Consider the following 16,356-nt stretch of genomic DNA (forward strand, 5'->3'; position numbering starts at 1 on the left):
TTTCAATGATCTTCCAATTCTGGAAATTTGAAATCAAAGCAAGTTTTTGAACAAAAAGGGAATATGTCCTTATTCTTTGCTCCTTGTTCTGAAGAATTTGGAGGGCCTATTTGCTCTTAGCTTTTGATTTACCCTGAGTGAACTGAGGTTTGCCTTTACTGATTATCTCAGGAGCACCAACCAATGTCATTGCAGAGCGGAATCCCATTTCAGCACTTGTTTCATCTTGCTGCATGAATCTTCTGGTTGCAGGATTTAACCAATATGCTCTGTCATTCCATGAACCGCCTTTGTAAACGCGTGAACGATCGTTTACAAGAGTGGTAGTCCCATAAAGGCTTGTATTTACAGTATCAAGATGACCTCTGAAGTCAGGCTTGTATGGTTTACCGGCTAATGAAGTTGAATCAACGCTGGCAACATCGCTTTGCATTTCAGACCATTTTTGCTTTTTGCCTGATTTTGCAGCATCCTTGATCGGGCGGCCATATTTATCCTTTGCATATAGACCTTTTTCTCTGTCTGATAAACGTTTGTTTACGAATTCATTACCACGGAATGGGTTGAAATCTGAAAAATCTTCAAAGCTTAGTTTCCTGTAAACATCTGCTGTCCATTCGTTCACATTTCCTGCCATGTTATAAAGTCCAAAGTCATTTGGGACATAATTTCTAACAGGACCGGTTATGTCGGCCTTATCATTCAGGTAACCACCTGTTCCCATGTTGTCACCTTCACCACGCTTAAAGTTAGCTAAGATCATACCCTGAGTACGTTTTTTAGGTGATCTAACACCTAATCCATTCCAAGGATAAATTCTTCCGTCAGCTATATTTTCATATTCCGTGTTACCAGCTAATGCCAGAGCAGCATATTCCCATTCTGCTTCAGTTGGTAAACGGTATGGTTGTTTTAGAACTCCATCCTCCAGACGAACAGGCCTTACTGGTCCTGATTTACCTGTCGTTGCACCGCCTGCTGCTGCATTAGGGTTAAGGTCTTTTTTCATTTTTTTTCCGTCAATACCTTCTCCCCGGAATTGACCGTTCAAATAAATGTCTGTATTGAATGGATCTGCTGAAGCAGTGGCGGTAGCCGGTGCTCCTCCTTTACCACCACCAGCAAGGGTTTTGTAATCCATCAAATAACCATCCCTTCTAAGTATCTCTTCATTCACACGGTCTGTACGCCATGCACAATAGTCATTTGCCTGCTCCCAGGTAACTCCTACAACCGGATAGTCCTGAAATGCAGGATGTCTCAGGTAATTGTTAACGTAAGGCTCATTGTATGAAAGTGGCTGTCTCCAAACCAGCGTGTCAGGAAGTGCATTATAGTAATATTCAGCATCAGTAGGATAACTGCGTCTGATCCAGTGTAAGTATTCCAGCCAATCCACATTCGCAACCTCAGTTTCATCCATGTAGAAAGAAGCTACTGTTACTCTGCGTCTTACATTATCAAACTCATACCCCAGATCCTGGTTGAGGCTTCCTCCCATAACAAAGGTACCGCCTTCAATTGCTATCAATCCGGGACCGGGACCAGCTTTAACTTTGTTATTTACCTCAAAGCCGCCATTGTATTTATTGTTGTAAGCCATGCCTGTTTTTGAAGAGGACTGACTCGTGGTTTTATTACAGGATGTTATAATTCCGAATAGAAATAGTCCTGCTGTAAAATATATGGTAATTCGTTTCATTCCTGTCGATGTAATTGGAGCATTAATTTGTTAAAAATACAAAATTGGTTAATATCACCAATGGATTTTTTTATATCAATCTCTGGTGCCATTTAAGCTACCTACTCAAACGGAAAAAAAGTATTAAGGTTTCATTGGAATATACGTTAAATAGACATTAAAACGTTGTCTTGTTGCTGTTATTGCATTTCTGAACTATTAGTTTATCCCTATACTATCAATACTTATGTACTTGTAAATAGTTCAATATCAATTAGTTAATATTTATTATTGAAATTAAAATTGGCCTTAAGACTTTTTTATTCTTTGATATTATTTTCATATTTAAAGCGTTTAATAAATCATGATGATATTAAATATATCTTTATAATTGTTTATATTTAGAACACAGGATAGTATAGATTTGGGTTGATTTTTTTAAATTAATGATCAAAAAGCGCTCGTTTTTTAATTCTTTAGTCGTATTTATTCTCGGTTTACCCGTTTTAGGCTTAGCACAGACGACGCAAAGCGATGGTAAGCGAAGTAATACTATACAAACGGCTGCCCCATTTTTATTAATCACTCCCGATGCCAGGTCAGGAGCTATGGGTGATGCTGGAGTCGCCATTTCACCTGATGCAAATTCATTGCATTGGAATCCTGCTAAGATGGCTTTTCTGGACAAACCAACAGGACTTTCAGCTTCTTATACTCCCTGGTTAAGAAACCTTGTGCCGGATGTAGATCTGGGCTATCTAACTATTTATCATCGTTTAGACAGTAGAAATACAATTGGAGGTGCATTGCGGTATTTCTCTTATGGTTCTATTCAACTAACTGATAATAGCCAGAATGATATCGGGGTTTACAGTCCGAATGAGTTTTCTATAGAAGGTACATACTCCAGAAAGTTTGGAGATAGCTTTTCCCTGGGAACAGCGATCAGATATATCAGATCCAGTTTGAGTAACGGTCAGTTCAATGGCCAGGATATACAGCCGGCTACGGCTCTTGCTGCTGATGCCTCTGCCTATTACAAGTCTGGAACTATCCTCTTTGGAAAGGATGCTGAGTTAGCTTTTGGCCTTAATATTTCTAATGTTGGTTCCAAGATGAGTTATTCAGATAATGGTTCCAAATCTTTTCTTCCTACCAATATGAAACTGGGTGGAGCCAGTACTTTTATGCTGGATGACCTGAGTACAATTACTTTTGCCCTCGATCTGAATAAACTATTGGTGCCAACAAGTCCTATCAGAGATGCCAATGGTCAGATCATCAGTGGTAAAGATCCGGACAGATCGGTACCTTCCGCAATATTTGGTTCTTTCACTGATGCTCCTGGTGGTTTTTCAGAGGAGATAAGCGAGATCAGTTATTCATTAGGTACAGAATACTGGTATAATAAGCAATTCGCTATCCGCTCCGGATATTTTTATGAAACGCCTACCAAGGGCGACAGAAGATATTTTACAGTAGGTGCGGGTTTAAAGTACAATGTATTTAATCTCGACTTTGCTTACCTCATGGCAAATCAGCAAACCAGTCCTTTGGCACAGACTCTGCGCTTTTCACTGGTGTTTAATTTCGAAAAATAATTTAATGAAGATCAGAGTTGGATTTGGGTTTGATGTGCACCAGTTAGTTGAAAAGCATCCTTTTATTTTGGGCGGAGTTAAATTAGACCATTCCTCAGGTGCTTTTGGGCATTCTGATGCAGATGTTCTGGTTCACGCTATCTGCGATGCCTTGCTTGGAGCTGCCAATCTCCGGGATATTGGTTTTCATTTTTCGAATACTGATGATCGCTGGAAAGGTATCAGTAGTTTGATCCTTCTGAAGGAATGTGTTTCTCTCCTTAATCAAAAGGGTTGGAGCCTAGGCAATATCGATGCTATGCTTTGCCTTGAAGCTCCAAAGATCAATCCTTACATTCCACAAATGAAGGTCAATATTGCTGAGGCTGCAGGAATAAGTGAAGAAGATATATCGATTAAAGCAACCACTAATGAGACTATGGGTTTTATTGGAAGGAAAGAAGGACTTGTAGCGTATGCTGTTTGCCTGATAGAAAAGGCAGTATAGATCTCTAATTTGATTTAGTTTCAGGGATTTTTATCTCGCTGAAATCAGCAGCACATTTGCCACAATTACTCGCACATCCTTTTTTGCTGTTCATGCTATTATAGACCAGCCTTCCCACGTAGATTATGGCAAGAACAAATAAGATAATAACCAGAATTAGCTGTAAGTCCATATTACAAAATTAAAAAAATCCATTAAGTTTCCGGTCAGTGGCTTGTAAATTCATTATTGAATCATTTTGATTGGAATTCTTTGTTTTAGAAGATGTTTCTTCGAATTAAAATGAATCACCATGTCTGTAATTTCCTTTTGAAGGCAAGCTATAGAGCCTTATTTCGGCAATAAATAGATAATTCAGTGAGCCTTATCTACTTCAATTACTTCATTTTGTGGAATTCTCCTTTATAAATCATACCTTTGCAAAAAATTTAAGAGTAATTTTTTAATGCAAAAAATAAGAAACATAGCGATCATCGCTCACGTTGACCACGGTAAAACTACATTGGTTGATAAAATTTTACACCAAACCAATTTGTTCCGTGACAATCAGGCAACTGGTGATCTGATACTGGACAGCAATGATCTTGAACGTGAACGTGGTATTACCATTGTTTCCAAGAACGTGTCTGTTAACTATAAAGGTGTCAAAATTAATATTATTGATACTCCTGGTCACGCCGATTTCGGTGGTGAGGTAGAACGGGTTCTTAAAATGGCTGACGGAGTAGTTCTTTTAGTCGATGCTTTTGAAGGAGCTATGCCTCAAACCCGATTTGTAACTCAAAAAGCACTTTCATTAGGATTAAAGCCTGTTGTAATTGTAAATAAGGTTGATAAAGAAAATTGTCGCCCGGAAGAGGTTTATGAATCAATTTTCGAATTGTTCTTTAACCTTGAAGCAACTGAAGACCAGCTGGATTTCCCTGTTTTATACGGTTCATCCAAGCAAGGCTGGATGAGTCATGACTGGAAAGTACAGACTGAAGATATTACACCATTGCTTGATACTATTTTAGAGCATATTCCGGCAGCACCTAGTTTTGATGGTACACTTCAAATGCAGATCACTTCATTGGATTATTCTTCCTTTGTCGGACGTATCGCAATTGGTCGTGTAGCACGCGGGGTGATCAAAGAAAATCAGCCGGTATCTTTAGTTAAACGTGATGGAACTATTCAAAAATCAAGGATCAAAGAATTATATACTTTCGAAGGACTAGGAAAGATCAGAGTTCAGGAGGTTGGTTCAGGAGATATTTGTGCGGTTGTAGGAATTGATGGTTTTGATATTGGTGATACGATTGCAGATTTTGAGAAGCCGGAACAACTTGAAGTTATAAAGATCGATGAGCCAACAATGAATATGTTGTTTACCATCAACAATTCCCCGATGTTCGGTAAGGAAGGGAAATTTGTAACCTCACAGCGTTTGCGTGAGCGTCTTTACAAAGAGATGGAGAAAAACCTTGCCCTTAAAGTTGTTGAAACTGATTCACCTGATTCATACCTTGTGTATGGCCGTGGTATTCTGCATTTATCAGTTTTGATCGAAACGATGCGTCGTGAAGGTTATGAGCTGCAAGTTGGTCAACCACAGGTAATTATAAAGGAAATTGATGGCGCTAAATGTGAGCCTATTGAAACTCTTATTGTTGATGTTCCTGCAGAAGTTTCCGGAAAAGTTATTGAGCTTGTTACTCAGCGTAAAGGTGAGTTACTGATCATGGAACCAAAAGGAGATCTTCAGCATCTTGAATTTGAGATTCCGGCACGTGGTATCATTGGATTACGTAATAACGTGTTAACTGCTACTGCTGGTGAAGCTATTATGGCACATCGCTTTAAGTCTTATGAGCCATGGAAGGGAAATATCCCGGGTCGTTTGAATGGTGTTCTTGTTTCTATGGAAAAAGGATCAACTACAGCATATTCAATTGATAAATTACAGGATCGTGGCCGTTTCTTTATTGAACCGGGTGTGGAAGTGTATGAAGGTCAGATCATGGGTGAGCATATTCGTGATAATGATCTTGTTGTAAACGTTGTGAAAGGAAAGGCATTAACCAATATGCGCGCATCAGGTACTGATGATAATGCACGTATTGCAACAGCCATTAAATTCTCACTTGAAGAAGCAATGGAATACATTCAGGCTGATGAGTATATCGAAATTACTCCTAAGAGCATGCGTTTACGTAAGATCTACCTGAGTGAAAATGAACGTAAGATCAATGCAAAGAAGTTTGTAAATCAATAAATCATTAGAATCACTTCAGATAAAAATAAAGGCTCAGTGTAAACTGGGCCTTTTCTTTTTTAAAGCTCGCAGGATTTATCCCGCGTCTGCCGGATGGAAAAACAATTTTAGTCTAATGAAAAACTTTATCTAAGTTTGTTTTAATGAAGTTTCCAGTCGTGCCCGGTTTTGACCAGCAAGCTTTTAATAAATACCTTAAAAACACTGGCTGGTTGTTCCTTGCCAGAGTTGGTAGTCTGATCATAAAGATCCTTGCCGGTATTGCAGTTGCAAATTATTTGGGTAAGACAGAAAATGGCTTGCTTAACTACCCACTCGTCTTCGTTACATTTTTTATCGCTGCTGCCGCCCTGGGTCTCGATGGCTTTGTTACGCGCGAATTGCTTGCATCTCCCGGAAATAAGAATAAACTATTAGGAACAGCATTTCGTATGCGTTTTCTGGCAGGCTTAATCATTATTCCTCTTGCGGCTTTAACATTTCTGCTATTTAAAGGGAATAACTCAGATATACCTGTCAGTTATATCCTGATAGCCTCTTGTATAGGACTGGCACAATCCTTAAATATCATTGACAGTTATTTCCAGTCGCAGGTTCAGGGCAAATATGTCATGATGGTCCAGGTAGCTGGAAATCTGCTTTCTGCAGGTATTAAGTTATTTCTAATACTTATTTCTGCACCCTTATACTGGTTTATATGGACTTTATTAGCCGATGCGGTTTTATTGGGGATAGGTTACTTAATTGTTTACAGAGCGAGAGGTAATAAAATTTCTGAATGGCAATTTGAAAGCAAATTAGCGGGAAATCTCCTTAAGCATTCCTGGCCGCTTGCTTTTTCTGCCATCCTGGTAACAGTTTATATGAAGATAGGCCAGTTGATGGTAGAGAGTTTCCTGGGAGTAGCTGCATTGGGAGTTTATTCAACCGTTGTAAACTGGAGTGAAAGCTGGTATTTTATTCCTGTGGCAATAGTTACATCAGTATTCCCTGCCATAATGAACGCACGCAGAGATGATCCGGTACGTTATCATAAAAGGCTCAGGGATATGTATGACCTGATGATGGTGATCAGCCTGAGTATTGCCATATTCATGACCTTTGCATCTCCTTTTATTTATAAGTATTTTTATGCTGCTGAGTTTGCAGAAGGAGCTAAAATATTATCCATTCATATTTGGGCGGGTGTTTTTGTGTTTTTAGGGAGCGCCAGTGGTCAATATCTTATTGCTGAGGGTTATACCAAATATTCACTATATCGTACAGGTGCAGGTGCTGTTATTAATGTAGTTCTGGGCTTTTTCTGGATACCACTATACGGACTTCAGGGCGCTGCATTTGCTACATTGATCGCCTATTTCTCAGCAACTTTTTTTATCCTTGTTTTTCCTGAAACCAGGAAGCAGGGAATTAATATGCTTAAATCGTTATTTTTAATTTCACTCATACAAAAAATCTCAAAACGTTGAAAAAAACGGAATCATATACCAGTTTGCTTAGTCCCGCAAGAATAAAAACATTGTTATCCTTCGGAATAAAGGGCTATCTATCAGAAGTTGGCTGGTTTAAAGCCTTTGATACAAAATCTCCTGTTGATCGTGATGGTGAACCTATTCCATGGGTAACCTATTCATTCATTGATTTTATTGCTGACCGCATTAAAAAAGATCATTCTGTTTTTGAATTCGGTTCCGGTAATTCAACTTTTTACTATGCAAAGCGAGCCTTAAAAGTTGTCTCTGTTGAACATGATCAGGCATGGTTTAATAAAATTTCAGCAACCAAGCCTTCCAACTCTGAGATGATATTCTGTGAACTGGAGACCGGTGGTGAATACAGTAAAATGCCAGCCAGCATGGGCTTGAAATTTGACATTATCATTGTTGATGGTCGCGACAGGGTTAATTGCTGTATTCAATCCTTGTCAGCATTAAGCGATCATGGTGTGGTTGTTCTTGATGATTCAGAACGGGAAAATTATGCAGCAGCCATAAGTTTCTTCAAGAAGGAAGGATATAAAGAATTGTCATTTAGCGGAATCTCTCCCGGCTTGTTTTATCGTAAGTCTACTTCGGTATTTTATAGAACGGATAACTGCCTGGATATTTAAAATGGCTGAGGAAATTGTAAGTGCAGATGTAAAAAATGCCTATGATGAATTTTATCTTGGGCGTGATGAGCAGTGGCGGATGCTGGGTGCCCGATACAAGGCAAAAAATATTATTGATGTTACCAGGGGGCATGATTTTAAAAAAGTTCTGGAGGTTGGTGCCGGCGATGGAAGTATTTTAAGGCATCTTTCTGCATGGAGTACCTTTCCGGAAATGCATGCCCTGGAAATATCGCAGAGTGGGGTAGATCAGATTAAAGCACTTGGACTTAAGAACCTAAGCTCAGTTAATATTTTTGATGGTTATCACATCCCTTTTAAGGATAATGAGATTGACCTGGTTATTTTATCCCATGTACTTGAACATGTAGAATTTGAACGGATGTTATTGCGTGAGATCAAGCGTGTTTCAAAATACCTGATCATTGAGGTTCCCTGTGATTATCGGTATGGGGTAGATAAAAGGATGAAACATTTTTTGAATTACGGTCATATCAATATGTACACACCTTCCTCCTTACGCTTTCTAGTGCAATCAGAAGGGTTTGAAGTATTGAGTGATAAGATCTCTATGATCGAGCCTGAAGTTACCAAGTTTAACACTTTTGTAAATCAGAAAAAAGCCAAAAGCCTTTTAACAATATTGCGTATTGATCTGGAGTTCTTAGTAAAGAAGTTTATCATCAGGATTAGCGGCAAAAAGAGACATGAGTCCTTTGCTAATGCCTATACTGCCCTTTTGAGAAATCAGGGGGATCTTGACATTTTTTAAAATTGTATTAATCACCCTGAATATTTATGAAGGCAATTCTCTTTTCAATACCACTTCTGCTGGTAATTTTCCTGCAATTGATTAGCGGAGGTAGATTCCATGGATCAGCATTGGGAAATGGTTTTGCTGATACGATTGGTCTGAAGGATGAATTTTCTAAATCACCTGTACTTTCTGCTGAGGAATCTATCAGAAAAATGAAACTGGAAGACGGGTTTAGTATTCAGATCGTTGCAGATGAGCCTCTTCTTAACTCGCCTGTTGCTTTGAGTTTTGATAATAAGGGCCGTATCTGGGTTGTTGAAATGGAAAATTACATGCCCGATACTTTGGGTACTGGTGAGGATCTGCCAACTGGTAAGATCGTGATCCTGAGTGATAAAAATAGAGATGGCAGGATGGACGAAAGGACGGTGTTTTTGGATTCACTTGTCCTGCCCCGTGCCATTAGCTTTTATGAAAATGGGATTCTTGTCGCAGAATCACCAAACCTATGGTTTTATGAAATTGCCAACGACAAGCCAGTAAGTAAAATTCTGGTTGACGCTGCCTATGCAGAGGGCGGAAACGTAGAACACCAGCCAAATGGTTTGTTCAGAGCTTTGGATAACTGGATCTATAATGCCAAATCAGGAAAACGGTATAGAAAAAAGGATGGCAAATGGTTAATTGAAAGAACTCATTTTCGTGGACAATGGGGTATTTCTCAGGATGATCAGGGCCGGCTTTTCTATAATAATAATTCGGAAAACCTTCAGGGCGATTATTTTAGTCCGGGTTTGGGTGCAAACAATGAAAATCAGCAAAGAGTTGCCGGCTTTTCTGAAAGTATCATTAAGAATAATAAAGTTTACCCTATCAGACAGACTCCGGGTGTAAACAGAGCATATATGGATGGGATTCTGGATGATAGCCATCGTCTGGTTAATTTTACGGCTGCCTGCGGACCGGTAATTTTCAATAGTACCTTATTTGGTGGGGATTATTATGGCAATGCTTTTGTTGCTGAACCATCTGCAAATCTGATCAAGCGGAATATCATGACAAATACAGGCTATATTGTAGCAGGTAAACAGGCATATTCAGGCAGGGAGTTTTTGGCAAGTACTGATGAACGGTTCAGACCTGTGAATTTGTCGGTCGGACCCGATGGGGCTCTATACATAGTAGATATGTACCGGGGAATTATTCAGCATAAAACCTATTTAACACCGTATTTAAAAGGACAGATCAAAGCTAGGGATCTTTCTGAGCCATTAAACTACGGCCGGATTTATAAAATAGTTCCCCATGGTAAAAAAGCGAAAGGATTGAGTTTTACAAATGATTCTCGTCGTTTGCTGAAGCTCTTAGCTCATTCAAATGGCTGGGTCCGTAACAAAGCTCAGCAAATGATTGTCGATTCAAAAGATAAGCGACTTGAAATTCCATTAAGAAAAATTTTGAATAACACCAGTCGGCCATTAGCAGCAATCCATGCACTTTGGACTATGGAAGGGCTTTCTGTTTTAAAGAAGGAAGATGTTCTTCCTTTTTTGAAAAATCAAGACTGGACCTTCCGTATGCAGGCATTAAGCGTTATTCCCTCTATGTTAAATAGGGAGAATTACAAAGAGTTTTCGTCGATTTTCAGGCTAATGTTAAACCAGGATGATGTCCTTGCAGCTCCTTATCTGGCATTTTTAAATTCCTTTGTAGCAGCTTTTGATCCAATAGCTGCAAAACAGTTATTGATGGATCTGGCGAAGAAGTATCCGAATAATATTTATACTTCTGATGCGGTGATCAGCAATCTAAAGAACAAGGAATCTGCATTTTACACTGAACTTGCCGCTGATACCAGTCTTACAATCAGTAAGCGATTGAAAAAGGTCATCGAAGACCAGGAAAAAAAGAGTGGAAATTCTGTTGATGTTTCAAAGGAATACCCGAAAGGAGCTGCTCTGTTTCGTTCAATTTGCCAAACCTGCCATGGTGCTGATGGTAATGGAATAAATGGACTGGCGCCTCCCTTAAATAGGTCTGACTGGGTTACAGGTGATAAGAGCAGATTGATCAAAGTTATTCTGTATGGTTTGAGCGGACCAATAAAAATCGGGGCTAAGGTTTACAAGTCTCCTGAAGTCAGTGGTGAAATGCCGGGTATTGCCTCGAATAGCAATTTTTCAGATGAAGATATAGCACAGGTAGCTAATTATATCCGAAATTCATGGGCCAATAAGGGGGATAAGATTTCCAGGGAAGCGGTATCTGAAATTCGCGAAAAGTATAAAGGCAGACAAAAGGCTTTTACTGAGGCGGAGTTTAACTGAAAATTCAAACTGATTTAGATATATCAATTCAATTGTAAAACCTATGGATTCAAATTTTGTTAATCTGATAGATATTCAAATTTTACCTTAGATATTTTTACTATAGATCATGCAAAATTTTGCTCCCATAGCCTTATTCGTCTATAATCGCCCGGAACATACCCGGCGAACGATCAAGTTTTTAAGGCAAAATTTATTAGCTGAGGAATCCCGTCTATTTATTTTTTCTGATGCTCCGAAGGATGAAATCAATCAAATGCTTGTTGAGGAAGTGAGGGAGATCATCAGATCTGTGGATGGTTTTAAGGAGGTCGAAATTATTGAGCGTAAAAGCAATCTGGGATTGGCTGATTCAATCATTGACGGAGTCAGCAGATTGGTTAAGGAGTATGGCAAGGTGATCGTTTTTGAAGATGACCTGATTAGTTCCACCTATACACTTCAGTATTTCAACGATGCGCTGAAACGTTTTCAGAACGAAGAGAAGGTGATGCATATTGGTGCCTATATGTATGCTTTGAAGGATGAGAATTTACCTGAGACATTTTTTTACCGGGCTGCAACCAGCTGGGGATGGGCAACCTGGGATCGTGCCTGGAAGAATTTTGAGCCGGATGTTGATCAATTGATCAGTCAGTTTGACAGGGAAAAAAAGCATCAGTTCTCTATTGAGGGAACAATGAATTTTTGGAAGCAGATCGAAGAATTTAAAAGCGGGAAAAATAATTCATGGGCTATCCGGTGGTATGCCTCTATTTTTCTGAAGGGGGGATTAACATTGAATCCATCTCAATCATTGATAAATAATATTGGGCATGATGGTACAGGAATTCATTCCGGTTTGAATGATATTTATAATGTGATCATTAACCCGCGTCCTTTACGTTCTTTTCCTGACAAAATTGAGGAGGATCAGCAAGCGTATCAGGCCATCAGGGAGTTCCTTAAAAACCGGAAGGGAAATCTGTGGCAAAGAATACTTCGCTTTGCTAAACAGAAAATAAACCGGTCTTAAAGTTTCTTTTTAGCTTCCAGGATAATATAGGGTGACAGAACCTTTGATTCAAAAGGAATAATGGTTGTGGCAACCTTCCCGATAAACCAGATGGATTTAATAAAGGCCTTAGTCAGACTTGATTTCTGATCTTTATTTTCAAGCCAAACGCTGTATTTACCCAGGTATGATGCTCTAACTACTTCCAGGCCAATGTCTTCCATCGTCTTTTTGAGAAATTCGGGGTCCATGCAGTCAATATTGTGCTTCAGATAATTATCCCTGTCGAAGGTCTTTTGAACCCAGCCGTTCACACCTCTGAAATTAGGCAGGGTAATGAACAAGGTGCCTTCGGGTTTTAGGAATTCCAGATGCCTTTCAATGATGTCTTTTGTATCCTTAAAATGTTCAATTAATCCGCAGGATAGTACCAGGTCATATTTTTCTATCGGTTTATATTGGAAAAGATCAGATTCAATTACTGTGATATCATCCTTATTCAGGCCATTCTTAGTTAATACCTTTTTTAAGATGTCCGGGTGAATAAAGTAATCGAATAAGGTAGTTTTTACGCCTAAATATTTTCTAAGGAAAATTGAATAATAGCCTGGAAATCCACCCAACTCTATGGCGGTCTGAATGTTGTTCTTTTTGATTATTAGTTCCAGCTGCTGGTGGAATAAATAATTTTTATCGATTGAAATGGCAAGATCAGGTTTTGATTCCCAGTAGTTTGTCCAGAATTTCCGGTCGGTTAATTGATTCTCCATGCATTAGCAAAGAAAACAAAAAGATTACATATGCGGATGATATTACAAAGGTTTTGAGTTTGTATTGGAAATCAATTCCTGCTGTTTTCGTCAATGGTTCGGTCTGAGGATATTTAAACGGCAAAAACCTTTCTCCCCAACCACCAGCGGTGGACAGCATAACGGATGAAAAAATTGCATTCAATATTGGGATTTTTAGTTTACAGCAAATTCCCTAGCCACTCAGTGTCCTCCGCTGGGGGAGAAATTGCAAATGCTAATTCCAAAACCTCTTTTATTTAGTATTAGAAATTATTGGGGATAAGATTTGAGATAAATACTTTACATTTCAGATGATTACGAATTTTCCATATCCGCCCAGTGTCCACCGCTGGCGGGGGAATTAAAGGGGGTGGTTCTTCTCAAATTCCTCAATAAACTCATTGATCCTATAAAAAACATCATCAATATGAACTAATATATCCCCATCATCAAAACGCAACACGGTAAAACCTACTTTTCTGAGTGCTTCTTCCCGTTGAAAATCGTTCAATGCCACCTCCTCCCAATGGTGCGTAAGCCCATCAACTTCAATAATAAGCATAAGTTCTTTGCACATAAAATCAGCAATAAAATTCAATACAGGCCTTTGGGTCCGAAAGAGATATCCTCTCAACTGTCTTTTACTGAGTACATACTTCCAAAGGCATGCTTCAGCTTTGGTCATCTCCTTCCTGTTCTGATTAGCAAATTGTTGTAGGTCTTTGTTATAATGCCATAGATTTTTAGAAGCAGCGTTTTTCATTACATTCTTAATTTGTTGACTAAATTTAATTTTAGAAATTCATGAATACCGTTTACTCAGTGAGAATGATATTTTTTGATAGTCAGAAAATGGTTTGTAGAAAAATGGAAGCTCAAAAACCACCCCCCTCCAGCGCTCAAGTCAACACTCCCCCCGCCAGCGGTGGACAGCATGACGGATAAAGAAATTACAGTTTAATACTGAGCATTAGTTTATATCAAATTTTTCTTAGCCACCCAGTGTCCACCGCTGGCTGGGGAATTAATGGGGGTGGTCCTTTCTAAAATAAGGTCTTAACTTTATCCATGGAAACTGCCAAATTTATCTGTATTAATCGTTTTTAATCTTCTTTAGATTTTAAGGTGAAGAATGAAAGATTACATATGAACATGATATTACAAAGGTTTTGAGTTTGTATTAGAAATCAATTCCTGCAATTAGCCTGTGGAATTGTATTTTTGGGTAGTGAAAATTGTCCATCTGAATACATATGCCGGAAATGGCGGTGCAGGAAGAGCCTGTATGCGTCTGAATAAAGCTCTTAAAGCTGAGGGACTTGATTCGGAACTTGCGGTAAATTTTCTTTTCAGGAATAATCCGGAAGTTCACAACCTTTCAAAAGGCTTTTTTTCAAAGTGGTTTACCGCTGCAGGAATAATCCTGGAGCGTATCACGGCAAAACTATTTACTAAAGATGTACCTATCCCCTTCTCATTCCCTGTTTGGGGTAAGGATATCTCCGGACTTAAATTATTAAGATCTGCTGATATTATTCACCTTCATTGGATCAATCATGCCTTTTTACGGCCTGAAGACATTGTCAGGCTCTCCAGTCTGAATAAGCCGATAGTTTGGACGTTTCATGATAGTAATGCCTTTACTGGCGGATGTCATGTGCGATACGATTGTGATCATTTTTTGAAGGAATGTGGTGATTGTCCTGTTTTGAAATATCCTGGACCAGATGACAGCTCACACAGGATCTGGAAAAGAAAGGCAAAAGCCTATAGCAAACTAAACTTAACGATCATTGCACCAAGCAAATGGATGGCTGATTCTGTTAAGAAGAGCAGCTTATTGGGTATGGCAAAAGTTGTTAATATTCCCAATACGCTGGATACCAAAGTGTTTAAGCCTTCAGTAAAATCAGAGGCCAGAACAAAACTGGGTTTAAATCCCGATAAATTTATTCTGATGAGTGGATTTATGCCTTCCCGAAAGGATCTGCATAAAGGAACCCCTTATTTAATAGAAGCGATTGAACTTTTTATCAGAGATCATCAGGTATCTCCTGATTTGGTAGAGTTGGTTGTTTTTGGCAACAGGGATGAAAAGAATGTCTCTGAATTCCCGATTCATACTACTTTTCTCGGCACGATCGCTGATGATGAGAAACTGGCACTTTGTTATAGTGCTGCAGATGTATTTCTCGCCCCTTCACTCGAAGATAATCTGCCAAATACAGTTATGGAGAGCCTTGCTTGCGGAACTCCGCTTGCCGCCTTCACAACCGGCGGGATTCCCGATATGGTTAAGCATAAGCATAATGGATATCTTGCCGATTACAGATCATCTGCTGATATGGCAGCAGGCATTGCCTGGATCTACAATTACCCCAACAGGGCAGAATTAAATTTCAATGCCCGTCAAACGATTGAAGAACATTTCTCTGAGAGCATAATTGCCGGGCAGCATATTGACTTGTATAAAACTTTGTTAAATAACCATGTTCCAGCCTAAATTAACCGTTATTACCATTGTTTATAATAATGTCCGTGACATTGAACGTACCGTTCTTTCGGTACTGAATCAAAGCTATGCGAACATTGAATATCTGGTTATTGACGGTGCTTCGAACGATGGAACTTTGGATATCCTAAGGAAATATGAAGGCCAAATCAGCAGATTGACCTCCGAGAGGGATAATGGCATATACGATGCTATGAATAAAGGCCTTGCATTGGCAACAGGCGATTATGTTTTATTCATGAATTCAGGTGATGAGATCTATGCCTCAGATACGGTAGAAAAATTATTTGCGACTGAGCCTGATGCGGATATCTATTATGGTGAGACAGAAATGTATGATGAAAACTGGAATAGTCTGGGACAAAGGCGGCATCAGGCACCAGATAATTTTACATGGAAAGATTTTAAGCATGGCATGTGTATCAGTCATCAGGCTATTTATATTCGCAGATCGTTAACTGAGCCATATGATCTGAATTATCAGTTGAGTTCTGATATCGACTGGATTATTAAGGCGGCTAAAAAAGCTAAGAAGATCGTTAATGTAAGAATGTATGTGGCTAAATATTTGGTGGGCGGTATGTCCAAGAAAAAGCATCGCCAAAGTTTGGTGGAGCGATTTAATATCTTTTCTAAACATTATGGCCTGATACCTACTATTTTTAATCATGCATTGATTGCCGGAAAGCTGGGCTTTTATTACCTGAAGCACAGAAAGACGAATGATTGATTTGATTCGTCATCTCCTTTGGTCAATGAAAGAATATTTATTAGCTATTACTATTGTTGAAATGGGGGGTCCGGGGGGTGTTAATAAACTAAAATCTTTGTGAATAACG

Annotated in this window: 14 protein-coding genes; 10 read left to right on the forward strand and 4 right to left on the reverse strand. The window is 39.0% G+C overall.

From position 1 onward, the window contains the following. Positions 1-106: 106 nt before the first annotated feature. Positions 107-1,702 carry an SUMF1/EgtB/PvdO family nonheme iron enzyme gene (locus BLR27_RS14645; RefSeq protein ID WP_090706120.1) on the reverse strand — a complete coding sequence of 532 codons (1,596 nt, stop codon included), beginning with the start codon at positions 1,700-1,702 and terminating at the stop codon, positions 107-109. Positions 1,703-2,127: 425 nt separating this feature from the next. On the opposite strand from BLR27_RS14645, the gene porV reads away from it, so the two are divergent. Together porV and ispF are read left to right on the forward strand one after the other, a co-directional pair. Beyond that, complete coding sequence (porV, locus tag BLR27_RS14650; protein ID WP_090706121.1) at positions 2,128-3,282, forward strand: type IX secretion system outer membrane channel protein PorV; 1,155 nt, start codon at positions 2,128-2,130, stop codon at positions 3,280-3,282. Between the two features lie 4 nt (positions 3,283-3,286). Further along, positions 3,287-3,769, forward strand: coding sequence for a 2-C-methyl-D-erythritol 2,4-cyclodiphosphate synthase (gene ispF, locus BLR27_RS14655; RefSeq protein ID WP_090706123.1), 483 nt, complete (start codon positions 3,287-3,289; stop codon positions 3,767-3,769). A gap of 4 nt (positions 3,770-3,773) precedes the next feature. Here the strand turns inward: ispF and BLR27_RS14660 are convergent, their stop codons facing one another. Continuing rightward, a complete protein-coding gene (locus tag BLR27_RS14660; RefSeq protein WP_090706125.1) occupies positions 3,774-3,941 on the reverse strand; it encodes a FeoB-associated Cys-rich membrane protein in 168 nt (55 codons plus the stop codon). Positions 3,942-4,214: 273 nt separating this feature from the next. Here BLR27_RS14660 and typA point away from each other — a divergent pair, with 273 nt between their 5' ends. The 6 genes from typA to BLR27_RS14690 all read left to right on the forward strand — a co-directional run bounded on the left by typA (position 4,215) and on the right by BLR27_RS14690 (position 12,235). Next, entirely contained in the window at positions 4,215-6,026 is a 1,812-nt protein-coding gene (gene typA, locus BLR27_RS14665) for a translational GTPase TypA (protein WP_090706127.1), read from the forward strand. Positions 6,027-6,169: 143 nt separating this feature from the next. Beyond that, on the forward strand, positions 6,170-7,495 hold the full coding sequence (locus BLR27_RS14670) for a flippase (RefSeq protein WP_090706129.1): 1,326 nt from the start codon (positions 6,170-6,172) through the stop codon (positions 7,493-7,495). Then, the gene (locus BLR27_RS14675; protein ID WP_090706131.1) at positions 7,492-8,136 is read left to right on the forward strand and encodes an FkbM family methyltransferase; all 645 of its coding nucleotides are present in this window, start codon (positions 7,492-7,494) and stop codon (positions 8,134-8,136) included. Before BLR27_RS14670 ends, BLR27_RS14675 begins: the two co-directional genes overlap by 4 nt. A 1-nt stretch (position 8,137) precedes the next feature. Then, the gene (locus BLR27_RS14680; protein WP_245704531.1) at positions 8,138-8,908 is read left to right on the forward strand and encodes a class I SAM-dependent methyltransferase; all 771 of its coding nucleotides are present in this window, start codon (positions 8,138-8,140) and stop codon (positions 8,906-8,908) included. 26 nt (positions 8,909-8,934) lie between these two features. Then, positions 8,935-11,220: a DUF7133 domain-containing protein gene (locus BLR27_RS14685; RefSeq protein WP_090706133.1), complete on the forward strand. Its 2,286-nt coding sequence runs from the start codon at positions 8,935-8,937 to the stop codon at positions 11,218-11,220. 109 nt (positions 11,221-11,329) lie between these two features. Further along, positions 11,330-12,235, forward strand: a complete 906-nt coding sequence (locus BLR27_RS14690; protein ID WP_090706135.1) for a glycosyltransferase family protein — start codon at positions 11,330-11,332, stop codon at positions 12,233-12,235. Here the strand turns inward: BLR27_RS14690 and BLR27_RS14695 are convergent. Together BLR27_RS14695 and BLR27_RS14700 are read right to left on the reverse strand one after the other, a co-directional pair. Next, positions 12,232-12,984 carry a class I SAM-dependent methyltransferase gene (locus tag BLR27_RS14695; RefSeq protein ID WP_090706136.1) on the reverse strand — a complete coding sequence of 251 codons (753 nt, stop codon included), beginning with the start codon at positions 12,982-12,984 and terminating at the stop codon, positions 12,232-12,234. The two genes, BLR27_RS14690 and BLR27_RS14695, sit on opposite strands and share 4 nt — an antisense overlap. Positions 12,985-13,366: 382 nt before the next feature. Further along, a complete protein-coding gene (locus tag BLR27_RS14700) occupies positions 13,367-13,768 on the reverse strand; it encodes an endonuclease domain-containing protein (protein ID WP_090706138.1) in 402 nt (133 codons plus the stop codon). 444 nt (positions 13,769-14,212) lie between these two features. Here BLR27_RS14700 and BLR27_RS14705 point away from each other — a divergent pair, with 444 nt between their 5' ends. Both BLR27_RS14705 and BLR27_RS14710 read left to right on the forward strand, forming a co-directional pair. Further along, positions 14,213-15,508: a glycosyltransferase gene (locus tag BLR27_RS14705; protein ID WP_245704532.1), complete on the forward strand. Its 1,296-nt coding sequence runs from the start codon at positions 14,213-14,215 to the stop codon at positions 15,506-15,508. Further along, positions 15,495-16,247, forward strand: a complete 753-nt coding sequence (locus tag BLR27_RS14710) for a glycosyltransferase family 2 protein (RefSeq protein ID WP_090706140.1) — start codon at positions 15,495-15,497, stop codon at positions 16,245-16,247. The genes BLR27_RS14705 and BLR27_RS14710 overlap by 14 nt, the downstream gene beginning before the upstream one ends. Positions 16,248-16,356: the final 109 nt, after the last annotated feature.

It is taken from the genome of Daejeonella rubra, from assembly GCF_900103545.1.
In the GTDB taxonomy this organism is placed as follows: domain Bacteria; phylum Bacteroidota; class Bacteroidia; order Sphingobacteriales; family Sphingobacteriaceae; genus Daejeonella; species Daejeonella rubra.